Source organism: Halomonas sp. M1, from assembly GCF_029581375.1.
Classification (GTDB): domain Bacteria; phylum Pseudomonadota; class Gammaproteobacteria; order Pseudomonadales; family Halomonadaceae; genus Vreelandella.
Genome location: NZ_CP121119.1, coordinates 2,581,476 through 2,604,549, shown reverse-complemented (window position 1 = coordinate 2,604,549; position 23,074 = coordinate 2,581,476). Strand labels below are relative to the sequence as shown.

At 54.3% G+C, this 23,074-nt stretch carries 21 protein-coding genes; all 21 read right to left on the bottom strand.

Annotated features, from left to right (window positions below; genetic code table 11):
* Positions 1-12: 12 nt before the first annotated feature.
* The 21 genes from P8S54_RS12030 to flhD all read right to left on the bottom strand — a co-directional run bounded on the left by P8S54_RS12030 (position 13) and on the right by flhD (position 23,057).
* A complete protein-coding gene (locus tag P8S54_RS12030) occupies positions 13-672 on the bottom strand; it encodes an OmpA family protein (protein WP_281441942.1) in 660 nt (219 codons plus the stop codon).
* Between the two features lie 4 nt (positions 673-676).
* Positions 677-1,492 (bottom strand): MotA/TolQ/ExbB proton channel family protein, encoded by an 816-nt coding sequence (locus P8S54_RS12025; protein ID WP_009097730.1) that lies wholly within the window; start codon positions 1,490-1,492, stop codon positions 677-679.
* 39 nt (positions 1,493-1,531) lie between these two features.
* A complete protein-coding gene (locus tag P8S54_RS12020) occupies positions 1,532-2,230 on the bottom strand; it encodes an RNA polymerase sigma factor FliA (RefSeq protein WP_281441941.1) in 699 nt (232 codons plus the stop codon).
* A gap of 27 nt (positions 2,231-2,257) precedes the next feature.
* Positions 2,258-2,695 (bottom strand): flagellar protein FlhE, encoded by a 438-nt coding sequence (locus tag P8S54_RS12015; protein WP_281441940.1) that lies wholly within the window; start codon positions 2,693-2,695, stop codon positions 2,258-2,260.
* A gap of 92 nt (positions 2,696-2,787) precedes the next feature.
* On the bottom strand, positions 2,788-3,354 hold the full coding sequence (locus P8S54_RS12010) for a hypothetical protein (protein WP_281441939.1): 567 nt from the start codon (positions 3,352-3,354) through the stop codon (positions 2,788-2,790).
* Positions 3,351-5,525 (bottom strand): flagellar biosynthesis protein FlhF, encoded by a 2,175-nt coding sequence (gene flhF, locus P8S54_RS12005; RefSeq protein ID WP_281441938.1) that lies wholly within the window; start codon positions 5,523-5,525, stop codon positions 3,351-3,353. The genes P8S54_RS12010 and flhF overlap by 4 nt, the downstream gene beginning before the upstream one ends.
* A gap of 68 nt (positions 5,526-5,593) precedes the next feature.
* Positions 5,594-7,675, bottom strand: a complete 2,082-nt coding sequence (gene flhA, locus P8S54_RS12000; RefSeq protein WP_281441937.1) for a flagellar biosynthesis protein FlhA — start codon at positions 7,673-7,675, stop codon at positions 5,594-5,596.
* Positions 7,672-8,838, bottom strand: coding sequence for a flagellar biosynthesis protein FlhB (gene flhB / locus P8S54_RS11995; protein ID WP_281441936.1), 1,167 nt, complete (start codon positions 8,836-8,838; stop codon positions 7,672-7,674). The genes flhA and flhB overlap by 4 nt, the downstream gene beginning before the upstream one ends.
* Positions 8,839-8,955: 117 nt before the next feature.
* The gene (gene cheZ / locus P8S54_RS11990) at positions 8,956-9,651 is read right to left on the bottom strand and encodes a protein phosphatase CheZ (protein WP_281441935.1); all 696 of its coding nucleotides are present in this window, start codon (positions 9,649-9,651) and stop codon (positions 8,956-8,958) included.
* A gap of 43 nt (positions 9,652-9,694) precedes the next feature.
* Positions 9,695-10,084, bottom strand: coding sequence for a chemotaxis response regulator CheY (cheY, locus tag P8S54_RS11985; RefSeq protein WP_009097747.1), 390 nt, complete (start codon positions 10,082-10,084; stop codon positions 9,695-9,697).
* Positions 10,085-10,148: 64 nt separating this feature from the next.
* The gene (locus P8S54_RS11980; RefSeq protein WP_281441934.1) at positions 10,149-11,837 is read right to left on the bottom strand and encodes a methyl-accepting chemotaxis protein; all 1,689 of its coding nucleotides are present in this window, start codon (positions 11,835-11,837) and stop codon (positions 10,149-10,151) included.
* A 38-nt stretch (positions 11,838-11,875) separates the two neighbouring features.
* On the bottom strand, positions 11,876-12,937 hold the full coding sequence (locus tag P8S54_RS11975) for a chemotaxis response regulator protein-glutamate methylesterase (RefSeq protein WP_281441933.1): 1,062 nt from the start codon (positions 12,935-12,937) through the stop codon (positions 11,876-11,878).
* A 92-nt stretch (positions 12,938-13,029) separates the two neighbouring features.
* Positions 13,030-13,902, bottom strand: a complete 873-nt coding sequence (locus P8S54_RS11970) for a CheR family methyltransferase (protein WP_009097756.1) — start codon at positions 13,900-13,902, stop codon at positions 13,030-13,032.
* Positions 13,899-16,064 carry a PAS domain-containing methyl-accepting chemotaxis protein gene (locus P8S54_RS11965; protein ID WP_281441932.1) on the bottom strand — a complete coding sequence of 722 codons (2,166 nt, stop codon included), beginning with the start codon at positions 16,062-16,064 and terminating at the stop codon, positions 13,899-13,901. Before P8S54_RS11965 ends, P8S54_RS11970 begins: the two co-directional genes overlap by 4 nt.
* Before the next feature lie 70 nt (positions 16,065-16,134).
* A complete protein-coding gene (locus P8S54_RS11960) occupies positions 16,135-17,430 on the bottom strand; it encodes a methyl-accepting chemotaxis protein (protein WP_281441931.1) in 1,296 nt (431 codons plus the stop codon).
* Between the two features lie 97 nt (positions 17,431-17,527).
* Entirely contained in the window at positions 17,528-18,028 is a 501-nt protein-coding gene (cheW, locus tag P8S54_RS11955; protein ID WP_009097763.1) for a chemotaxis protein CheW, read from the bottom strand.
* Positions 18,025-20,136, bottom strand: coding sequence for a chemotaxis protein CheA (cheA, locus tag P8S54_RS11950; RefSeq protein WP_281441930.1), 2,112 nt, complete (start codon positions 20,134-20,136; stop codon positions 18,025-18,027). The genes cheW and cheA overlap by 4 nt, the downstream gene beginning before the upstream one ends.
* Positions 20,137-20,179: 43 nt before the next feature.
* Entirely contained in the window at positions 20,180-21,097 is a 918-nt protein-coding gene (gene motB, locus P8S54_RS11945) for a flagellar motor protein MotB (protein ID WP_281441929.1), read from the bottom strand.
* Positions 21,094-21,963, bottom strand: coding sequence for a flagellar motor stator protein MotA (gene motA / locus P8S54_RS11940; RefSeq protein WP_281441928.1), 870 nt, complete (start codon positions 21,961-21,963; stop codon positions 21,094-21,096). Before motA ends, motB begins: the two co-directional genes overlap by 4 nt.
* A gap of 219 nt (positions 21,964-22,182) precedes the next feature.
* Positions 22,183-22,728, bottom strand: a complete 546-nt coding sequence (flhC, locus tag P8S54_RS11935) for a flagellar transcriptional regulator FlhC (protein WP_009097774.1) — start codon at positions 22,726-22,728, stop codon at positions 22,183-22,185.
* Positions 22,725-23,057, bottom strand: coding sequence for a flagellar transcriptional regulator FlhD (gene flhD, locus P8S54_RS11930; RefSeq protein WP_281441927.1), 333 nt, complete (start codon positions 23,055-23,057; stop codon positions 22,725-22,727). The genes flhC and flhD overlap by 4 nt, the downstream gene beginning before the upstream one ends.
* Positions 23,058-23,074: the final 17 nt, after the last annotated feature.

The following is a 23,074-nucleotide window of genomic DNA, read 5'->3' as shown; positions in this document are numbered from 1 at the left end:
TTCACCCTCAAGCTACTGCTTTAGCAACAGCTCAACGCGCCGATTGGCTGCTCGCCCTTCTGCGGTCGCGTTACTTTCCATGGGTTGGGTGTCGGCATATCCGACCGCCCGCATTCGTGAAACAGCGACTCCCTGGCGTTCAAGGTGGCGCACAACCGCAATCGCGCGCCCTACCGAGAGCTCCCAATTCGAGGGGAACCGAGGAGTAGCAATGGGTATATTATCGGTATGCCCCTCTACCGAAATTTGACCTTCAAAGGCCTCAAGCGCCGTTATCAGGTTTTCTAGCACATTCTGCCCTTGGGGCGTTAGCACGGCATCGCCACTGGGAAACAAAAGGCTATCATCAATACGCAGGGTAAGGCCTTCACGGCCTTGGGAAACACTGACCCCGGGAATATTTAGCCCCGCCATCTGCGGCCTTAGCCCCTGGTGACGAGGCTGAATACCAGTGGCTAAGGTTGCCAGGGGCAGCGCAGTAATCGCACTGGCCGAGCGCATTCTGTCGCTATCTGCCGCTTCTCCCCCGCCTGGCGGCGTTAACGCCAGCAGGAGGACAAACAGGGTGATTAGTAGCGTCAATACATCCAGATAGCTCGTTAACCAGCTCTCATCCCCCTCGCCTTCGGCAGTGGGCATTTCCAGCGCATGACGGGCTTCACTGTTCAGCATGTCGCTACCCTTTTGTCGCGGGGCTAGGCGTGGTGCGTGGCTTTACAGTAGCATCGCGTATTTCGTCGTGGTAGTTGGCAACAAAGGAGTTGAGTGTTTCTTCAATAAACGACGGTAGGCGACGTTTGGTGATGAGCGATATACCTTCAAGCACCATGTTCATGGTAATGAGGCGCTCTTCGGTACGACGCTCAAGCTTAACGGCAATAGGCTTAAACACTAGGTTGGCGAGCAAAATACCGTAAAACGTGGTGAGCAGGGCAACGGCCATGCGCGGGCCAATGACTTCTAAGTCGCCCGCATCCATGACTTCAAGCATGTTAACCAACCCCACCAACGTACCAATCATGCCAAAGGCAGGCGCGTAAGTGGCCATCGTGCGGAAAATTTGTGCCTCTGCATGCTCGCGCGCTTTTAACCGCGCTATGCGCCAGCGCAGCATGTCGAAGATTTCATCCTCTTTGGTATTGGCAATGACCAGTTGAATGCCCGTGCGTAGAAACGGGTTACGGGTGTGCTCAAGCTCTTTTTCCACCGCCCGAACATCGCCTTTAAACCATAGCCGAGACATCGACACGAGTTCGTTAATGTCATCTCGAACATAGGTATTTTCACGGCGAAACACTAAGCCTACCAAGCGCACTACCCGAAGTACTTCTTTCAGCGGGTAACTGATAAACGTAGCGGCCAGCGTACCGGTAATGACAATCGCTAACCCCGGTAAGTTAAGAAAGCTTTCTGGGGACTCTGCGGTAAAAAACAGCACGCTTACCAGCAGTAGAATGCTGGCAGATATACCGATCAGCGTAGATGGATTCATCAACGGCTCCTCGCCGGGTTCAAATAAGTGAGTGAGAGATTAATTGGCGTCGTGCAAACGGGCGCGTAAACGGCTAACGGCCTGACTATGCAGCTGGGAGACACGGGACTCGGTAACCCCCAGCACAGCACCCACCTCTTTTAAGTTCATCTCTTCTTGGTAGTACAGCGCCATTAATAGCTTTTCTCGCTCTGGCAGCGCCTCAATCGCTTCAATCAAGGTTTGACGTTGCTGAGCGTCCAACAACTGGTCGAAGAGCACATTGCCAGCGCCGCTACTAGGCTCACCACCCTCTGTCACCAGCTCTTCAAACGGCAGCAGTTGGCCGCTGTTGGTGTCATTGAGTAGCTGCTGATAGTCGCTTAGCGGCATTTCTAAATCACGGGCGATTTCCCCCTCTTCGGGAGCGCGGCCTAGCTGTTGCTCCAGCCGCCGCACCGTCTCATCCATCGCTCTGGCCGAACGTCGCACGCTACGGGGTAGCCAGTCGCGCGTGCGTAGCTCATCCATCATCGCGCCACGGATTCGCTGGCTGGCAAAGGTGGCAAATGTCGCACCTTGGGCCGCATCAAAGCGCCCAAGGGCTTCTAACAACCCCACCATGCCCGCCTGGATAAGATCATCTAGCTCGATGCTCGCGGGCAACCTCACCTGCAGCGTTAAGGCCTGACGTCTCACCAGTGGCATGTATTGGGTTAACAGCTCACTCTGTTTGATCCTGCCTTGTGCTGTATACATCCTCGTGCCTCGCGGCTAAAACACTTTTTACTGGTAATTCACGATGGCTTGCAGCCCCTGTACCCGCACCGGCCGCTGGCCGGGCGTTAAGGCAAAACGAAAGTACAGCGGCGCATCGGCGTGCTTTCCGGCTAATGCCATAGTGGAACCCCGCATGCTGTTAAGTGGGATGCACTGTTCAGGGTGACATAGCCAAGCATTGACTGGCGACGCCGGTGGCGCCTCATACCGCCACTGTATCCGATCAATCACTGCGTTTCCCACTTGCGCTGCGCTGGGCGCTACGATGGGCTGGCTGCTGCTGACCCGGTCGCTCATGGCGACCATGACACTGGGAACTTGGCTGCTCCAACTGCCAGGTGCTGCCTGTACGCTACTTGCCAACCCCATTGCGATGAGCGACACCGTAATGCTCAACGTGACCACCTTTAAGATGCTCCTACCCTGCCTGCTTTGTCGCTGCATGGGTGCTCCCAGTAACGCTACTAGATAGTGACCAGTACTTATCTGCCAGTACTTCTCTGCCAATACCCGCTTGCTTGTAAACGCTGCAGCCCTTATCGGGCAAGCAGCAGCAGTTCTGTGTCTAAATAACCTGCGGCAGCTTCTCGCAAGTTATCGAGTAATCCTTGGCGTGGCAAGTGGGGCTCATGCAGCGCCAACAGGCGCTTTGGACCTTTGTTGTCATGCACTTGCCGCAAAACTCGGTACATCGGCATAAACGCATCCGCATCGCTACTTACCCACAACGCCCAGCGCGGGTAGCGCGCCACTAGTAATGGCAGATTAGCTGTAGCAGGGTCAACCAGGTGAATGTCCCAGTCATCTGGGTCGCCTGCCCAGCGGCGCCCCAATGCCGACCACTGGCTGAGGCGGCTTCTTACCTTGTTAACCTGGTGCTGATGGGTGGGTAAGCCCACCACCACCAGCGGCTGTTTCGGCGTGGGCGGTGCCTCTACGGTTGGCACCATGGCGGATGCAGCGTAAACAGAAGCCGCTTCCTTTGAGACTGGCTCTGCGGGAGCTGGCTCATCCGGCAGCGTATCTTCGGGTATGTCTCCGCGCTGCTGACGCTGTAAATCCGCCCATTTTCGCAGCCCCGCTGCCTGGTCTTGGCTGCTCATAGCATGCCCTCTCGGCTCACGCTACCTAGCTGACGAATCGCATCGCGGGCCATAAAGGAATGCACTAATCCATCGAGCAAGGCGGTATCGCGCCGTTTTCGCTGGGTGCCTAGCAGCAGCATCAGGTCGGTGCGCAGGGCCAGGGCAGCATCATCGTCGGCACTGTCCAAATGCCCTGCTACGGCGGCAACGCCGCTGGCCATGAGCAGGCGTATTTCAGCACTGACATCACCACTGTCGGCTTCTTTAAGCTGCTGCCATGCCCGCTTCGTCAGCGCGGTGACCCCTTCGCTTTGCAGCTGGGTCGCCAGTAAAGAGAGCGCATCAGCGCCTAATCGAGCAGGGCTTAACCAGTAACGCCGAGCAATACGCTTAGCGCTTTCGGGGTCACGAACCTCTCCGTACCATGCCAATAGAGCAGTGCCAGACGCGTCAGTCACTTCTGCATAGGCACTCCACAGCTGCATAGGCTGCCCACGAAAACGCACGCTTATATGGTGCGTAAGCGTGCTATCAATAAATAACTGGCGCTGGGCACAACGCGTGCCCTGGAAGTATACCCTCTGGCTGGCAGGCACCAAGCTGACCCAGGTCAGGTGTTGGGCTTCCAACCATGCCAGCGCTTCGGTGTCGGGGAGCGTAGGCAGCAAATGGACGGCGATGCCGTGTTCATCACTTTGTGTTGCCAAACGGGGCTGCCAACCGGCGGGCTGCCGATGCTGCAGGCGGGGCAGCGCCGACCATGCCCCGTTAGCATCTAGCCCAATATCTGGCATTGACCAGTCACAGCCGCGTTCATTGCGGCGGGGGGACCATGCCATCCCTAGGAGGTTATCTGCCGGGGGCGTGTCAGCGAGTAAACGATCAAGCCGCCCATCCTGCACTGCGCTTGGCAGGGCGGCGATATCCCATACCGCCTCTAAGCGGACAAAACCCGCCACTCGCTGGCGCAGGCGCGTCAGTACCGATGAGAGACGACGCCCTTGGCCAAGCACATCCCTTGACCAGCGGGGCAGACTTACCGGCGCGGAAGCAGGCTGGCTGGCTAATGTGGATTGGCCGTCCAGCGCCTGGTCAATCAGCGCCGCGGGGTTCGCCACGGCCATATCTTCAGGCACTTGCTGGCCATGAGAGCCAAACAGCACACGCATTCCATGGCGCATGACAATATCAAGCACCGGCGCTAAGCGTCCGGCTTCGTCCTGCTTGGTGATAATACAGTCGTCTAGCTCGGCGCCCGCCGCGCGGGCGGCTTGCCGGTAGCGTAGTACGACTTCTTCGAGCGTTTCCGGCTGGCTGGCGGCATTTAACAGCAGCACTAACCGCACGGTCGATTGCCCCCCCTGCAGGTGAGCGATTTGTTCAATGACCCGCTGGTCACGCTGGCTCATACCGACCGTATCAATGATTACCCACTGTTTACCCTGTAGCCGGCCTAGCAGATCATCAATAGGCTGCTCCGCATCGAGGGCATACATCGGCGTATCGAGCAAACGCGCATATATCCGCAGCTGCTCATGGGCGCCGATACGGAAGCTATCGGTGGTGACAAGCGCCACCGGCCGCGTACCGTGGCGCATCACAAAACGTGCTGCAAGCTTCGCGGTGGTGGTGGTTTTACCTACGCCCGTTGGGCCCACCAGCGCGACAATGCCCGTTTGGTCAAAAAAACTGTTTTCCTGAGTAAGCACCGGTAAGCGCGCCATCAGTTGTTCGCGCAGCCACAATAGTGGCTGGTTACTGTCGGCGGGGGCTAGTACCAGTGACTCCGGCAGGCCCGCCAGTACTTCGCTGCTTAACTCATCGCTAAAACCAACGCGCGCTAGCAGTTGGCGCAGCCGCGTGGACGTATCCGCCGCTGCGGCAGCGGCAGGTGCTTGCTGTTGGCGGGTCAGCAGCTCACGCATATCCTGCATTTCACGCAGCAAACGCTCGCTCATGGCCTGAAGAGGGTCGGAGGCAGGCAGTGAAAACGCGGGGGGAGAAGCGGGTGGCGGCTCTGGCGTGGGGGCTGGGTCAAAATGATCGACCGCTTCATCCGCCATCGCCAGAATCTCAACGCCGCCCTCGGTACGCCGGTTAGCAAGAATCAGGGCGTCATCACCCAACGTCTCGCGCACCTGGCGCATCACATCACGGCTATTTGCTCCGACAAAACGTCTAACACTCATGCTTTACCTTTTGCCTCTGCTTGAATGGCTGCCACTGCTTTATCGGCGTTGATGGCTATGTCCGCTGGCTAGCGCCCACCCACGACGGTGGTCACCCGCAGCGTACGGTCATCGGGCACTTCGGCCTGAGACATCACCACCATATGACGCATGCGGCGACGCAGGAAACGCGACAACACAGCGCGTAACGAATGCTGCACCACCAGCACTGGGGCTTCTCCACTGGCTTCGTGCTGCTCTAGCGCCTGTTGGGCCTGATTCATCAGGGTATCTGCTAAGCCTGGCTCCATAGCGCCGTTGCCGTTCATCGCCTGAATAAGCACTTGTTCTAACTGAGCATCCAGCCCCATCACGTTAAGTGTTTCTTGCCCGGCAAACCATTGCTGAGTGATAGCGCGGCCCAGCGCAATGCGCACTAACGCAGTGAGCTCATTAGGGTCTTTCTGCTGACCCGCGAACTCCGCCAGGGTATCCAGCACAGTGCGCATATCGCGAATGGAAACATCTTCATCCAACAGGTTCTGCAGGATGCGCTGAAGCACCGTCAGGGAGATCGCTTTTGGCACGACTTCTTCCACCAGCGATTTTTGATCATCACCGAGCTTATCCAGCAGCTTCTGCACTTCCTGGCGACCGAGCATTTCCGGGGAGTGGCGGTGCAACAGGTGATTTAAGTGGGTGGCAATGACCGTACTCGCATCCACTACCGTATAGCCATACACCTGGGCGTGTTCACGCTGACTGGAATCAATCCAGATAGCCGGAAGGCCGAAGGCGGGCTCTTGAGTGGGCGTCCCCTGCAGCTCACCAGATACCTGCCCTGGGTCGATGGCCAGCCACTTGCCTGGCTGTGCCTCGGCACGCCCAATCTCTGCGCCCTTCATCGAAAGCACGTAGGTATTGGGGGAAAGCTCCAAGTTATCGCGGATATGTACAACAGGGGGCAAAAAGCCGACCTCCTGGGCAAACTTTTTGCGCACGCTTTTAATCCGGCCCAACAACTCACCTTTCTGGCGCGAATCCACTAGCGGGATTAAGCGATGTCCGACTTCGAGACCCAAGGTATCCACTAACTGGACATCCTCCCAGCTCGCTTCAGGGGTTTCTTGAAGCGGTGGAGGGGCCGCGGCAATCTCCTCCTTGACCAGCGCCCGGTCTTTTTGACGGATCAACAGCCATGCAAGCCCAGCAAGCAGCGCCGTAAAAATCAGGAAAACCAGGTTGGGCATACCGGGCACCATGCCCAATAGCCCCATAACGATGGCGGCTAAAATCATAACCTGGGGGTTAACGAACAGCTGGCTGATCATTTGCTGACCAACGTCCTGGTCGGTATTTACCCGCGACACCGTGACACCCGCTGCGGTTGAGATCACCAGCGCCGGAATCTGGGCGACCAAGCCATCCCCAATGGTTAATAGTGTGTAGGTACGGGCAGCATCGCCGAAGTCCATGCCGTGCTGCATCATGCCGATCAGCAGGCCACCGATAATATTAACCACCATGATAACCAAGCCGGCCATGGCGTCGCCGCGCACAAACTTACTTGCACCATCCATTGAGCCGTAAAAATCGGCCTCTTGGGCGACTTCTGCTCGACGCTTTTTAGCGTCTTCTTCACCAATTAGCCCCGCGTTTAAGTCCGCATCAATGGCCATCTGCTTGCCGGGCATGGCGTCCAGCATAAAGCGCGCGCCAACTTCGGCAATCCGCCCGGCGCCCTTGGTAATAACCATGAAGTTGATAATAACCAAGATCAGGAAGACCACTAAGCCAACCGCAAAGTTGCCGCCTACCAGGAAGGTGCCGAACGCTTCGATAACTTTACCTGCGGCATCGCCCCCTTGATGCCCTTCCATGAGTACCACCCGGGTGGAGGCAACATTGAGCGATAGGCGCAGCAACGTGGTGAACAGCAACACGGCCGGAAACGCCGCGAAGTCCAGCGGCTTTTGCGCAAACATGCTGACCAACAGCACCATAATGGCCAGGGCAATGTTGAAGGTGAAGAGCAAATCCAGCGCGAAGGGCGGCAAGGGCAGGATCATCATGCCCAAAATCATTAGAATCAGCAGCGGCCCAGCGAGCAGCTTCATGCGCACATCGCCCATCCAATCGCGTTGATTGATCAACTGGCCTAAGCCCTTCATGACTGCGCCTCACTGCCACCGGCCTTGGGGCCGGGACTATCCATTTCCGGGGGAACCGGCAAATTATCAGGGGTGGGGGGCACCTCGCCTCCTTGTTGTGCAACATGCTTTAGGCGGTACGCCCAGGCCATCACTTCTGCCACGGCGGTATACAGTTCCGCAGGCACCTCAGCTTCTAAGTCCACGTGATGATACAGGGCGCGGGCCAAGGGCGCTGCCTCCAATCGTGGCACGCCCGCTTCTAAACCAATCTCACGGATACGTGCCGCTACCGCATCGGCCCCTTTGGCGACTAGCCGAGGCGCGCCCATACTGCCTTCCTGGTACCTGAGCGCAATCGCATAATGGGTAGGGTTGGTAATAATAACGTCAGCATCTGGTACTTTACTCATCATGCGGCCACGCGCCATCGCCTGCTGTTGCTGACGAATGCGGCCTTTTACATGGGGGTCGCCCTCTGACTCTTTATGCTCTCGCTTTACCTCTTCCTTGCTCATGCGCAGCTTTTTAGCATTGCTCCACAGCTGGAAAGGCACATCGATGAGGATGACCACCACCAGCGATAACACAATTAACCCAGCGGCTAACGCGGCCATATTTAGCGCACTGACCAGCGCCTGCTGAATAGGCAGGTCCATCAGCCCCATAAACGTGCCGATATTAACGTACAAAAAGGTTGCCGCGACGCTCCCCACCAGCACCGATTTAGCAATCGCTTTGGCTAACTCCACCAGCGCCTGAGCACCGAATATGCGCTTCACCCCTTTAACAGGGTTGAGCTTTGAAAGTTTGGGCTGCATCGATTTTGCCGATACCAGCCACCCCCCCAGCAGCGCAGGTGCTACCAACGCCACCACCACGAGGAGTAAAAACAGCGGAATCATGGCAAACAGCGTGCGCTGACCAAGATCCAGGGCATTCACCAGCATGGGAGTGCTTTCCATTACCTGGCGACGCTCAAACAAAAACGCTCTCTCCATGACCATTCCCAACTGGTCATAGAGCATCTGCCCCATGCTCCAAAGCCCTATCACGCCTCCCAGTAACAGCATAAAAGTGGTCAGCTCTCGGGAGCGGGGAACCTGGCCCTCTTCACGCGCTTTATCCAAGCGCCTGGGGGTGGCCTCTTCGGTTTTTTCCTGGTCGCTGTCGTTATCTGCCATGCTGCTATCCGGCCGGTCGTACGCGGCTCACCATAAATTCAGCCGCCCCAGAGGGCGGCTGAACAAAAAGCCTATAGTGCCAGATGCGGCTTGTTACAATGTCTTAATAACAACGCATTAAAAGCCTAATTCATCCAATAAGTCGTCTACCTGGTCTTGGCCCGTCACGATATCCGGGGCGTTCTCCTTCACCTGAGGACCATTAAGCAGGTCTTCTTTACGTCGCGCGGTTTCGTTTTTCCACTGATCTTCCGCCTTGCGCTGCATGCTTTCCCGCGCCTGAGCACCCGGCACGTTATCAATCAGCACCTGTACGAGCTGATGTTCGATCTCGCGAATCACATCCATCATCTTCTTGATGACTTGGCCGGTCAGATCCTGGAAATCTTGCGCCATCATGATTTCCAACAGCTCTTTATTGGTGGCTGCGGCCATAGTGGGCACATCGCTTAAATAGGTGCGGGTCTCTTTAACCAAGGCTTTAGCATCATCTAGCTCTTGGGGCGCTTCAAACCATGCTTCCCAACGCTTATCCAGCGCTTCAGCACGGTCAGACAGCTGATCCTGAAGCGGCTGTGCTCGGTCGATAGCGTTTAGCGCACGATCAGCCGCCTGCTCGGTCATGGTCGCAACATAGTGCAAACGGTCACGTGCGTCAGGTATCGCTTCCGCCGCTTTTTCAATCTCTTTATCTAACCCCAGCTCGCGCATATTGTCGCGCAGCATGCGGGTAAGTTTACCAATGCGATGGATGAGTTCTTCAGCGGCTTCATCGGGCAGTTGGGCAGTATTTCCCTGCTCACTCTGGCTCATTGTCGTATCTCCTTGCTAACCGAGCCACAAAGGCTCAGCCGCTTCATTTACCCATCTTGTCGAAGATTTTATTCAGCTTCTCTTCTAGGGTAGCGGCAGTGAACGGCTTAACGACGTAGCCGTTGGCGCCTGCTTGTGCGGCCGCAATAATGTTCTCTTTTTTCGCTTCGGCGGTCACCATCAGCACCGGTAAGCCTTTGAGCGCTTCGTCTTGGCGAATCTCTTTAAGCATCTCTAAACCATCAAGATTGGGCATATTCCAATCAGAGACAACGAACTCAAAATTGCCTGCCCGCAACTTATTCAGCGCGTCCTGACCATCTTCCGCCTCATCCACATTGGTAAAGCCCAGCTCTTTTAACAGGCTACGGACGATCCGACGCATCGTAGGAAAATCGTCAACTACCAGAAAACTCATATTCTTATCGGCCATTGGTCATCCTCTCATCAAACACATGGGTTAGGGTGACTGGACACCCAGTCAGGGTTTATTACGGTTAAAACGCTTCCCACTCGTCATGGTGGCTGTTCTGGCGGGCGCTCCGTTGTGCAGCAGGCTGTGTAGAGGCAAGCTGTGCTGGCGCCGAAGGCGCTATCGAACGCGGTAACTCATAAGAGTGTTCTTGGACACCAAGCAGCTTAAAGACGGCAACCGCCTCCTCTAACCGGCTCGCCTGCTCCTCCAAAGAAGCAGCCGCCGCTGTGGCTTGCTGAACCAGCGCAGCGTTTTGTTGAGTCACTTCATCCATCTGCCCCACTGCTTGGCTAACCTGCGTAATGCCGTCGCTCTGCTCCTGAGAGGCCGCGGATATCTCATCCATAATATCAGTGACCCGACGCACGGCGGTCACTACTTCACTCATGGTGCTACCGGCCTGCTCTACCAGGGTGGAACCTTGCTTAATTTGTGAAACCGAAGCATCGATCAGAGTTTTGATCTCTTTGGCAGCATCGGCGCTACGGCTCGCTAGATTGCGCACCTCACCTGCTACCACGGCAAAGCCACGCCCTTGCTCGCCAGCGCGCGCCGCTTCGACAGAAGCATTCAGTGCCAGAATATTGGTTTGAAAGGCAATCGAGTCAATCACGCTGGTAATATCTGCCACTTTTTGGGAGCTCGTTGAGATGCCATGCATTGTTTGCACGACCTGCTCAACCACCTGCCCGCCCTGCTCAGCCGTGGTAGATGCATCCGCGGCAAGGGTGCTGGCTTGGCGCGCGTTGTCCGCATTCTGCTTCACTGTCGCCGTCATCTGCTCCATGCTGGCAGCGGTTTCTTCAATAGAGGCGGCCTGCTGCTCGGTACGCGATGAAAGATCTGCATTGCCGCTGGCAATTTCCCGAGTGCCGTGATGGATTTCGCTGCTGCCCTCGCGAACTCTTGAAACAATCCCCGTTAGATTTTGCTGCATGGTTGCCATTGCAGCAAAAAGACGGCCGACTTCGCCCTTACCTCCGGTGGGCAAAGGCTCGGTCAAATCCGCCTGGGCGATTTTATCCAAGCGGCGCACCGCATCGTTAAGCGGAGCAATCACTGTGCGACGCAACCCTACATAGATCACCGCGGTAACCAATAACGCAATGAGTGCCGCGAAAGCATTGATGAGAGTGAAAAAGTCTCCTTCCGCGTTAGAGTCGCTGCGGATGGTACTCACGCGGTCAAAGCCATAGTCAACAAAGGCAGTTGAACTTTCAGCCAAGTTTGCCAGCGGTCCTGTCAGCTCACCGCGCAGCTGGTTAAACGTGGTGATATCCATGGTTTCAAAACTCACCAACTGCTGTTTGACCATTGCTAATACGTCTTGAAAATCTTCAATCAAGTCGCTGCCCAACCTTTCACCTTGAGGCGTGCGCGGCGTCGCCATAAAGGTTGCTAAACGCTGTTCTGCACGCTCAATACGGTTAGCGGCAATCTCTATTTGCTCATTAGATTGACGGGTCTGACCCACCATTAAGAAGTTTGACGCCGTTTCCATCGCCAGCATCGCTTGGTTAAGCAATGAATCAGCGCGATTAATTTCATTTAGCTGCTCATTACTAATGACATCTAGCGTAGCTAAATTATTTTGAGCGCTGCGATCCGATATAAAGCTGATGCCTGCCAGCACCGCTATGATGGCGATAAAGCTGATGAGAGCAGCGATAACAGCCGCATGAATACTCAAATTGCGAAACAAGCGAGCCATAGTACTTCCCCTGTTGACGTTATTGTTTTGGTTATGAATTACACCCGTTGGGCACGGCCGGAAGCCGCGACCAGCGCCATCAATCGCGATGGAATATCGTCTAGGGCGACGACATCAACCGCTCCCCCAACAGCAATCGCTTCTCTCGGCATCCCGAAAACCACGCAGCTCTCTTCATTTTGCGCAATGGTCGGCGCGCCTGCTTGGCGCATTTCTAATAACCCTGCAGCGCCATCTTTTCCCATGCCAGTCAAAATTACCCCAATCGCATTTTTACCGGCGTGCTTTGAGGCAGAGTGAAACAGCACATCCACCGATGGCCGATGGCGATTAACCGGAGGCCCATCGTTCAAGCGGGCCACGTAGTTTGCACCGCTGCGGACGAGTTCAAGGTGTTGATCACCCGGCGCAATATAGGCATGACCCGGCAGCACACGCTCGCCATCAGTGGCCTCTTTGACGGTAATCCGGCACAGCCGGTCCAGCCGTTCAGCAAACGAGCGGGTAAAGCCGCCCGGCATGTGTTGCGTAATCAAAATGGCAGGTGCGTTAGCCGGCAAGGGCTCCAGTACCGCACGGATCGCCTCGGTTCCGCCAGTAGAGGCACCAATGATGATTAACTTCTCACTGGTAACCAGCGGTGCTTTCAACTGCGTCGGAGGCGGCGCGTTTTTGTGGCGGGCCTGACGGGGTCGTGAGCGCGCGGCGGCACGCAGCTTCTCAGCAATTTCGTTGGCGTACTCCATCATCCCATTGCGAATACCTAGGCTGGGCTTAGCCACAAAGTCCAACGCGCCCAGCTCCAGCGCACGCAGGGTGATTTCAGAACCGCTCTGGGTGAGTGATGAGACCATTAACACCGGCATTGGGCGCAGGCGCATCAACCGCTCAAGAAAGTCCAACCCATCCATGCGCGGCATTTCCACGTCAAGGGTTAGTACATCAGGGTTATGCTGCTTAATCAGGTCCCTGGCAGCAATGGGGTCGGGCGCGACGGCAACCACTTCCATATCTGGCTGTGAGTTGATGATTTCGGTTAACAAATCGCGAATCAGCGCCGAATCATCGACACATAACACTTTGATCTTGGCTGCGCTCAAAGCACGCCTCCTCTTACGGTAGCTACCTAATGTGCTGTTGCGCTTCCGCTTGAGAAATACCTGTTAACGGAGCTAAACGCACGTAATACGGGTTATTTTTTAGCGGGGGTGTAGACCGTCTGCCCACGCAACTTGAATGCATCGCTAATATAGGAGAAGTTTTCAGAGTGCCCAGCAAACAGCAGGCCATCTGGCTTCATGAGCGGCGCAAACCGCTTTAGAATTTTCGCCTGAGTATCTTTATCGAAATAAATCATGATATTGCGGCAAAAAATGGCATCAAAGGGCCCCTTAACGGGCCACTGGGGCGCCAGCAGGTTAAGCGGCAAAAACTCCACCAGCGCGGAGACTTCAGGCCGTATACGGGCCAGCCCAATATGGTTACCAGTACCTTTCTGAAAAAAACGTTTCACCCGAACTTCATCGAGCTTGCGCACTTGTTCCTGAGGATAAATACCGGCGCGAGCCCTATCGAGCGCGTCAGTATCAATATCTGTGGCGATGACTTTCGCTTGGGAGGCTTTGGGGCCTAGCGTTTCCAGCAGCGTCATGGCTATTGAATAAGGCTCTTCACCCGTGGAAGCCGCTGAGCACCAAATAGTCACCGGCTCCTGCTTATGCTTGATATGTTCAGCCAGCAGCGGAAAGTGGTGCGCCTCACGAAAAAATGCCGTGAGATTGGTGGTGAGTGCGTTAGTAAACGCTTCCCACTCTTTAGCATCGGGCTGACGCTCCAAGCGTGACAGGTAGTCGGTAAAGTGCGTTATGCCGTGGTGGCGCAGCCGCTTTGCTAAACGGCTGTAAACCATTTCACGCTTATGCTCGGCAAGCACGATACCGGCACGCAGGTAGATCAGTTCTCTAATCCGTGAAAAATCGGCATCTGTTAGCAGCAAGTCGCGCTCGATCTGCCCACTAGACGCCCATTGGCCGGCTTCGGCTCCCCGTTCGCGTTGTCCGCTCAAAACTCTTCCCACTCCTCTGCAGAAACCGATTGCCGCTTCACACGCGGCGCTGGCGATGTCGCGCTATTTGGCTTCGCAGAAAGTTGATGCGCAGCAGCAGGTGCCCCTATAGCGGCTGGCATAGCCTGTAGAGACTGTTGATGGTTTAGCCGAAACGCCTCTACGGATAACGCCAACAGCCCCGCTTGATGTTCTAATGCTGCCGCAGCCCGCGCGGTTTCCTGCACACGGCCAGCATTTTGCTGGGTCGCTTGATCCATTTCCGCAACGGCCTGGTTGACTTCTGCAATACCGCTGCTCTGCTCTTCTGACGCTGAAGAGATCTCATGCATAATCTGCGTTACGCTGCGTGCCGCTTCAGCAACCTCACTCATGGCCGCTTCAGCTTTTTCCACTAACCCGGCCCCTGCACTAACATCCTGACTGGAACCATCAATTAATACCCGGATCTCTTGGGCCGCGCCGGCACTGCGCCCCGCCAAATTACGCACTTCTTCTGCCACAACCGCAAAGCCGCGCCCGTGCTCCCCGGCCCTTGCTGCCTCAACCGACGCATTAAGCGCCAAAATATTGGTTTGAAACGCAATCGAATCAATGACGTTGATAATCTCGGTCATTTTTCGCGAGCTTTGAGTGATGCGTTGCATGTTGTCGACTAGCTGTGTCATCAGCTCACCGGTTTGCGTCACCCGTGTAGCATTATTATCGGCCAGACGCCGGGCTTCTTGAGCGTTATCGCTATTTTGGCGCACGGTCGTGGTTATCTCTTCCATGCTGGAAGCGGTTTGTTGCAGCGCGGCAGCCTGCTGCTCTGTACGCGACGACAGCTCTTCATTACCACTGGCAATACCCTGCGCCGCAGGTGTCACTACCTCAATGCCGCTTTTAACCTCGCCAATAATACTGCTCAGGCTTTTACGCATGGTATTTAGCGAATCAAGCAGTAGGCCAATTTCATCACGACGACGGGCAGGCACAGGGGCTGCCAAGTTGCCGCCCGCTATTTGCAGGGTAAAGCGCGAAGCACTTTTTAACGGTCTAACGATTGAACGTAGCGTAAGCGCGCCTATCATCATGAGCATCAGTAAGCCAATCCCCAGCACCGCCGCCTGAGCGCTCAGCATGGCGGTTTGCCCCTGCTCAGCCTCTACCGCCATAACTTCCGCTGCAGCCTGTTTTTGCGCGATGAGCTGATTCACCATCTCCGACAGCGCTCGCCCATCGGTATTCATCACACGTATCACCGCATCTAAACCGGTAAACGCCTCATACGTCTCTTCAGCTTGTAGCACGCTCACCGCTTGCCCCATGCCATTAGCTAAGAACGCCTGAAGCTGCTGATCAAAACTATCCGCCAGCTGGCTAGCGTTAGCATCACGCTGGTAGTACGCCTGCCAAACCTCAGCTACCTCCGCGGCGTTTTCCGCCACGGCTTCGCCCATCTCAAACCGTTGGCTGATGAGCTGCATCCTTTCTGGTTCGATCATCGACTGACGTGTATGGGCAATGGTTTGGTCGATTTGCTGGAGACGAATAACATCGCGCAGCCCATCGTTATTGAGGCGATCTAACCGCTCACCCGCGACATTTAATCCATACAGCCCTAGCCCACCACTGACCAACAGCAGCATGCCCGCCACCACAATCATGCCAACCAGCTTGGCGCGGATGGTGTGCAGGCGCACCCGTTTAAGGCGCTGCACTAGCCCCTTATAACGTATACGCCCTTTATCTAAATAGACCCGTTTAAGACGCCCCTCACGAATACCTGCGTATACCTGCTCTGCCTGGGCGATTGCCTCCCGTGACGCCTGAACCCGCACTGAGGCATAGCCAACCACCTGATCATTTTCGACAATCGGCGTCACGCTGGCGTCTACCCAATAGTGGTCGCCGTTTTTGCAGCGATTTTTAACCAGCCCACGCCACGTTTCACCGGTTTCGATGGTTTGCCATAAATTTGCAAACGCCGCTGGCGGCATATCTGGGTGACGGATCAGGTTGTGCGGCGCCCCAATTAGCTCGTCATGGCGAAAGCCACTAATTTGGATAAACGCGGGATTAGCATACGTAATGCGACCTTTAAGATCCGTTCGCGAGACGAGAAAATCGTCCCCCTTTAGCTCAACTTCGCGTTGGGAGACTGGCTGATTGTTACGCATTAACGTGCCTTATTGTTGGGGAGGTGACATTTTTATTAGTTAAATTGGGCGACTCTACGTAAAGGCTGAATCAAAAAGCTTCCCACTCGTCTACCGGCGTTTTAGTAGCAACCACCTTAGCGGGCCGTGGCGTGGCACTTGGTAGAATGGGGCGAGTGGTCAATGGTGCGGCACTCGCTCCCGACACCCGAAAACGCTCAACCGCTTCACGCAGACGAGCGGCCTCACTCTCTAGCTCATTGGCACTGCGGGCGGCCTGCTGAACCAGCTGGGCATTCTGCTGCACGACCTGATCCATTTGGGCAACCGCTTGATTAACTTGGCCGATGCCATTGCTCTGCTCTTCTGAGGCGGCGGCAATTTCATCCATAATATCGCTGACACGCTGAACCGCTGCGACAAGGTCTTGCATGGTCTGTCCTGCATGGTTCACTCGCTGCGTACCGGCATCCACTTTACCCAGAGAAGCATCAATAAGTGTGCGAATTTCTTTTGCTGCATTGGCACTGCGGCTAGCCAAGCTACGAACCTCCTGCGCCACGACGGCAAACCCTTTGCCGTGCTCCCCCGCCCGTGCCGCCTCAACAGAGGCATTAAGCGCTAAGATATTAGTTTGGAAAGCTATATTATCGATGACCGTTATAATGTCAGCTACCTGATGGGAGCTGGCGCTGATCTCTTGCATGGTTTCAACAATATTGCCAACCTCTTCACCGCTGCGTCTGGCGGTTAACGTCGCATCACCTGCTAGCTGACTCGCTTGGCGAGCGTTATCTGCGTTATGCCCTACCGTGGAGGCCAACTGCTCCATGCTGGAAGCGGTCTCTTCTAATGAAGATGCCTGCTGCTCAGTGCGTGAAGAGAGGTCATTATTACCGCTGGCAATATGCTGAGAACGCTCAAAAATAGAGGCCCCACTTTGGCGAACCACGCCGACCGTCTCGGAGAGTGAGCCTTGCATATGCGCCATCGCGTTATACAGTCGACCAATTTCGTTATTACCCGGCGAGGTAATTTGCTGATTTAAATCGCCTTGAGCCATACGCTCAAAATAACCCACTAAATTATCTAGCGGACGCAACACATTCGCCGTCACTCCCCAAATGACCACAACAACGGTTAGCACCGTCATGACGACCACGCCAATAAGCACCCAGCGAACTTGGGCTGAAAATTCCGTAAACGCTGCCTGCTGCGACTGTAAGTCACTTGTCGCTTGCACAATGGCAGCACCATGGTGGAGCGCGTAGAGACCTATACCGCACGCTAGGACAATCAGGAGTGAAAAAGTAGCAAGTACCAACCCCCAACTTAAACGCACGGTCATATTGCTCATCACTTGACGCACTAGCTGTGTCACACGCATTACTCCAAGCACAACCCAATTAGCCGCAGCACTCCATGGCTCGCGGCTCGGCTGTTTAGCTCAAAATAGGCACACTCCTTATGCCCAGTGTTCTACATTAAGAATTGCTGGTGCTATCTACCAGTGCCATTTCTTCACTGGTCAGCAGTTTATCGATATCCACTAGCACCAACATGCGGTCATCAAGACTGCCCAGACCGCTTAAGAAATCAGAGGAGAGCGTCACACCAAACTCCGGTGCGGGTTTGATCTGCTCTGGAGTTAGGGTCATCACGTCTGACACACCGTCGACCACAATCCCCACGATACGGTCGGCGACATTAACCACAATCACCACGGTTTGACCGCCATACTCCACATTTTCCAGGTGGAATTTAATGCGTAGATCAACAATCGGCACAATAACACCGCGCAGATTGGTCACGCCTTTTATGAAATCCGGTGCGTTGGCAATACGCGTTACATTTTCGTAACCGCGAATTTCCTGCACTTTCAAAATATCAATGGCGTACTCTTCTTCCCCTAAAGAAAATACTAAGAATTCGCGATTTTCTGCCTCTGCAGCGGCTAGCACCGCCTTATTAGCTGCTTGACTCATGACGGCTCAGCCTCCTTGTAATAAGCGAGTTGTGAATGATTGGTTACTTTGCCTGCTTCTTTTTTGGCACGACTTAAGCGGTGTAAGCCCGTGATATCCAAAATCAATGCGACACTTCCATCCCCCAGGATGGTGGCAGCGGAAACGCCCGGTACTTTGCGGTAGTTATCTTCTAAGTTCTTGACAACCACCTGCTGCTGGCCAATGAGCTCATCGACCAACATGGCATAGCGACGACCTTCGCCTTGTACAATAACGGCGATGCTTTTAGTCGGGTCAGTAATTGCATTTTCGACGTCTAACACTTCATGAATCGCGATAACCGGCAGGTATTCATCACGCACTTTGATGACCACATCATCCCCTGCCATAGCGTACATATCACCTTTGGCAGGCTGGAGGGACTCAAGCACGGTAGAGAGCGGTAGGATGAACGTTTCGCCACCCACTTTGATTGACATGCCGTCTAGAATCGCGAGGGTCAACGGCAAGACAATACGCGTATTGGTGCCTTCGCCCTTTTTAGACTGTATTTCGACTCGCCCGCCCATTCCTTGAATATTACGTTTCACCACATCCATACCAACGCCGCGCCCTGATACATCGGTGACCTCTTTTGCGGTCGAAAAACCAGGGGCAAAAATCAGTTGGAAAACGTCTTCATCGGACATTGCGTCAGAAACATTGAGCCCATTTTCACGGGCTTTATCGAGTAGGCGCTCACGATCCATTCCTGCACCGTCGTCACGCACTTCAATAAGAATATTGCCGCCCTGGTGACGCGCTGAAAGCACCAGCTTGCCTACGCGAGGCTTACCTAGCGCCTCACGCTCATCGGGCATTTCGATACCATGGTCTAAGCTGTTACGCACTAGGTGCGTAAGCGGGTCTGTGATTCGCTCAACCAAACTTTTATCCAGCTCGGTGGATTTACCCTCGGTAATAAGTTCGATCTCTTTGTTCAGCTTGCCTGCGGTATCTCTCACCACGCGGGGGAACCGGCTAAACACAAACTCCATGGGAATCATGCGGATCGACATCACCGCTTCTTGAAGATCACGGGCATTGCGCTGAAGCAGACTCATGCCGTTTTGGAGCGAGCTATTACCTACGGACTGGTCGTCAAGGTCGCTGACCGTTTGATCGAGCATCGACTGGGTAATGATCAGCTCACCAACCAAGTTGATAATTTGATCAACTTTGTCGACAGATACGCGTATTGATGAGGACTCGCTCGCGGCTTTTTTTGGCGCTGCCTTAGCGGGCTTATCGTTGGCTTTCGGGGAGCTCTTATCGCTCTGCTTTGGCACAGCGGGGGCGTTATCCGCAGTACTCACCACTTCCTCAACAGCAGGCGAGGAGGCAGGAGCCGGCACATTAGGTGCTGGCTCTGGTTCTGGTGCTGGGTCACCCGCAGCAACGCTGCTGATGCTAATTTGCTCAGGCTCGATAATAAAGCACATCACGGCTTCAATATCGTCGGCACTGACGCCACCTTTGAGAATGACCTCGTAACGCTTGTCATCGCCTGAGTGCGACTGGATATCCCCCAGCTGCTCAAGCTCTTCGACCAGCAACGTGCGATCTTTATCGTTGACGTTCAGTAGGGCGACTAACAAATGCGTCTCGCCTTCTTCCGGCGTCTCGCGTTTGCTAGATTCTGCCTTGGAAGGCTGTGTCACCGTCGGCGCAGGCGCTGCAGGAGCTTCGAGGGTTTGTCCAATCTCCTCTAAAGCGATCTGCTGCAACACTTGGCAGATTCGCTCATAGGCTTCCTGGTTGGGTTCTTCCTCGTTGCGATAGGCATCGAGTTGCTCATGCATGATGTCTTTTGCCTCTAAAAAGGTATCAACGAGGTCAGCGCGCAGGGTCAGTTCCCCTTTGCGCGCATGATCCAGCAGGTTTTCGAAAATATGCGTGGTTTTTTGCAGCACGCTAAACCCGAACGTCCCTGCACCACCTTTTATAGAGTGGGCCGCACGGAAAATAGCGTTTAGCTGCTCGCTATCCGGATCATCGACATCCAGTTCTAATAAGTGCTGCTCCATATCTGCAAGCAGCTCTTCCGCCTCTTCAAAAAAGGTGTCAAAAAAATCCGCTATATCCATGCACCGCTCCACATTATCATCATATTTTTTGGACCAGCTTCGCTCATTCGGCTACGTCGGCCTGTGGCATGTCTGGTAGTAAAGCCTCTTCGGGCGAATCACCTTCAGGTAACAGCACATCGGTGCTAAGAATACCTGGGTCGCGAATGGTCTCAGCAATTTCGGGTAACAGTACTAAAAGCTCAATACGCCGATTAATAGGGTCTGAAGGGGAAGTGTCAGGCAGCGATACCCGATCGGCAAAGCCCGATACGCGCAATAGTTGACCTGGATCAAGCCCTCCGACGACTAACTCCCGACGCGAGGCATTAGCGCGATCACTGGATAGCTCCCAATTACTGTAGCCTCGATAGCCACCCGCGTAGGGCACGCTGTCGGTATGACCGCTGATGCTTAGGTCATTGGGCAATTCATTGAGCAACGGCGCGATAGTGCGCAGAAGGTTGCGCATATAAGGTGCTACCTGATCACTACCCAGTTGAAACATTGGCCGCTGCTCTGTATCAAGCAGCTGAATGCGCAGCCCTTCACGGGTAAGATCAAAACGCATTTGGTTGCGCAGCTGGCGCAACTCAGGGTCTAGCTCAATGGCCCGCTCTATACGTTCTTGTAAATCAGAGAAAAAACGCCTCTCTTGCAAGCTGGGCCGCGGCTGCAGAGACAAATCTACCCGGGCGCGCTCACCATCGCTATGGGCTGGATCAGGCCCGCCACCGGGAATCACCCGCGTACTACCACCTCGGTCGCCGGTCATCGCGGTTATCAGCGGTGTACTAAAGTACTCAGCAACACCGCGCCGGGTTTCATCACTGGAGACGCTTAAAATCCACATCACCAGGAACAGAGCCATTAGCGCGGTCATAAAATCAGCTAAGGCGATTTTCCATGCTCCCCCATGATGAGCATGAACCACTTTTTTGCGCCGTATGACTATCGGGCGCTTGTCACCGCCCTTACTCATGCATTACCGCCCTTTTTGGCGTCACGCACGTACTCTTCAAGTTCTGAGAAACTAGGACGTTCGGTGCTGTGCAGTGCTTTACGACCAAACTCAACGGCTAACTGAGGAGCATAACCGTGCAGACTCGCTAGCAGCGTGACGCGGATACACTGCAGCATTTTTTCTGCTTCTTTTGCCTGCCGATCTGCGTAGCTAGCAATTGGACTGATAAAACCGTAACCCATCAAAATCCCTAGGAAGGTGCCCACTAGGGCCATCGCAATCATTTGCCCCATTTGATCAGGGCTAGCATCCGCATAGGTCAGTGCTTTAATCACCCCCATTACCGCTGCCACGATGCCAAACGCAGGCATGGCATCACCTACTTTAGCAATCGCATCAATGGGAATATGGGCTTCTTGCTCAAATACTTCGATTTCGTGGAGCATCAGCTCGTCGATTTCCATCGGCTCCATGCCGCCGCTTACCATTAGACGCAGGTAATCAGTTAAGAAATCCATAATGTGCGGGTCCGCAAGCACCGTGGGATGCTCTTGAAACAGCGGGCTTTCCTGAGGGTTATCGATATCGCGCTCAATCCCCAGCATCCCCTCACGGCGCACTTTGGAGAGAATCTTGTACTGCAGCGCCATTAGCTCCATGTATAGGGCTTTGTTATATTTTTTGGTCCGTTTGAGCCGCGGCAGTATTCTAAACGTGGCTTTAATCGCTTTACCGTTATTGGCGGCAATAAACGCGCCTACGCCCGCACCGCCAATAATTAACAGCTCTAAAGGTTGATACAGGGGGCCTAAACTACCACCTGCCAGCACATAGCCGCCAAACACACATAATATTACGACCACATAACCTAGGAGAATCAGCACAAGCAGTGTCCTTGCGATAGCAGTTTTTGTATCAACGGAGCGCCAACCACTGCTTCATCATTATGAATAACACTGGAGGGTTCCATTTCAAGTGGAGCTTAGTCATATCATACTAAGATGTAGGCGATGTTTAATGGAAAAGTACCACCGCCTTTTAACGCTATCTATGCGCTAATGGCTGTTTTTATTATATTGCGTCGTCCTGTGAGTGGGTCATGGCTATGTTTCTGTACCCGCCGCTCCGCGTTGGGCTTTACGGGTTTTCCCGGCACGTGAAGGCGGCTGGCAAATACCGCACACATAGCCGTGAATCGGGCTATGCGCATGGGCAACAAATCGCCCCTCACACCGGGTACACGTATTTAGCTGCAGCAGATCACTTTCAAAAAAACGTACCAGTGTCCACGCTCGCGTTAAGCCCAACACTGGCTCCACGTCTTCAAGCGCTATTTGTTCTTCGTAAAGTCGGTAAGCTTTAACGAACGCATCAATACGTTCGCAGCAGGTATCTTGTTGTAAACTTGCATAAATATTATAAAAAAGTGATGAGTGCACATTAGGCAACCAGGTAACAAACCAGTCTGCCGAAAAAGGCAACATCCCTTTTGGGGGCGACATGCCACGCACTTCTTTATACAGCTTAATTAGGCGAGTACGGCTTAGATCCGTTTCCGTTTCTAACACCTGTAAACGTGCACCTAACTCAATCAGTTCGATTGCCAGCTGTACTTGATGCATTTCATCAACCAAGCTTTTCTGGCTCACTCCGCCCCTCCTTTGGGTAGTGAATCGAACGGTTCGCAGGCTGATAACAGCGATGCATGCAACCCCGACAGCCCTTGATCCCTGGGGTTTTCCATAATTTGGCGTAATCGCTGCCCGCTAGTTTGACTAAACCGACATACCAATTGATTAGTACGTGCCAGCTTCGTTAACTGCCAAGCATTAAGTGAAGTAAGCAAATCTGCCAGTTCGCTATCAACTTTCAGGCGAAACATGGCTGCCTCTCGATCTTCACTCAGTAGACGCTGGGCAAGAAGTAAGTACGCTAAGTTTAATTCTTCAATTTCATCGAGAAAGTTTGATTGGCTCATAGTGTTCCATCGGACGA

Bases quoted from the DNA above. Each gene is read 5' to 3' on its own strand.
- P8S54_RS12030 (WP_281441942.1), bottom strand. From the start codon at position 672: ATGCTGAACAGTGAAGCCCGTCATGCGCTGGAAATGCCCACTGCCGAA.
- P8S54_RS12025 (WP_009097730.1), bottom strand. From the start codon at position 1,492: ATGAATCCATCTACGCTGATCGGTATATCTGCCAGCATTCTACTGCTG.
- P8S54_RS12020 (WP_281441941.1), bottom strand. From the start codon at position 2,230: ATGTATACAGCACAAGGCAGGATCAAACAGAGTGAGCTGTTAACCCAA.
- P8S54_RS12015 (WP_281441940.1), bottom strand. From the start codon at position 2,695: ATGCAGCGACAAAGCAGGCAGGGTAGGAGCATCTTAAAGGTGGTCACG.
- P8S54_RS12010 (WP_281441939.1), bottom strand. From the start codon at position 3,354: ATGAGCAGCCAAGACCAGGCAGCGGGGCTGCGAAAATGGGCGGATTTA.
- flhF (WP_281441938.1), bottom strand. From the start codon at position 5,525: ATGAGTGTTAGACGTTTTGTCGGAGCAAATAGCCGTGATGTGATGCGC.
- flhA (WP_281441937.1), bottom strand. From the start codon at position 7,675: ATGAAGGGCTTAGGCCAGTTGATCAATCAACGCGATTGGATGGGCGAT.
- flhB (WP_281441936.1), bottom strand. From the start codon at position 8,838: ATGGCAGATAACGACAGCGACCAGGAAAAAACCGAAGAGGCCACCCCC.
- cheZ (WP_281441935.1), bottom strand. From the start codon at position 9,651: ATGAGCCAGAGTGAGCAGGGAAATACTGCCCAACTGCCCGATGAAGCC.
- cheY (WP_009097747.1), bottom strand. From the start codon at position 10,084: ATGGCCGATAAGAATATGAGTTTTCTGGTAGTTGACGATTTTCCTACG.
- P8S54_RS11980 (WP_281441934.1), bottom strand. From the start codon at position 11,837: ATGGCTCGCTTGTTTCGCAATTTGAGTATTCATGCGGCTGTTATCGCT.
- P8S54_RS11965 (WP_281441932.1), bottom strand. From the start codon at position 16,064: ATGCGTAACAATCAGCCAGTCTCCCAACGCGAAGTTGAGCTAAAGGGG.
- P8S54_RS11960 (WP_281441931.1), bottom strand. From the start codon at position 17,430: ATGCGTGTGACACAGCTAGTGCGTCAAGTGATGAGCAATATGACCGTG.
- cheW (WP_009097763.1), bottom strand. From the start codon at position 18,028: ATGAGTCAAGCAGCTAATAAGGCGGTGCTAGCCGCTGCAGAGGCAGAA.
- cheA (WP_281441930.1), bottom strand. From the start codon at position 20,136: ATGGATATAGCGGATTTTTTTGACACCTTTTTTGAAGAGGCGGAAGAG.
- motB (WP_281441929.1), bottom strand. From the start codon at position 21,097: ATGAGTAAGGGCGGTGACAAGCGCCCGATAGTCATACGGCGCAAAAAA.
- flhD (WP_281441927.1), bottom strand. From the start codon at position 23,057: ATGAGCCAATCAAACTTTCTCGATGAAATTGAAGAATTAAACTTAGCG.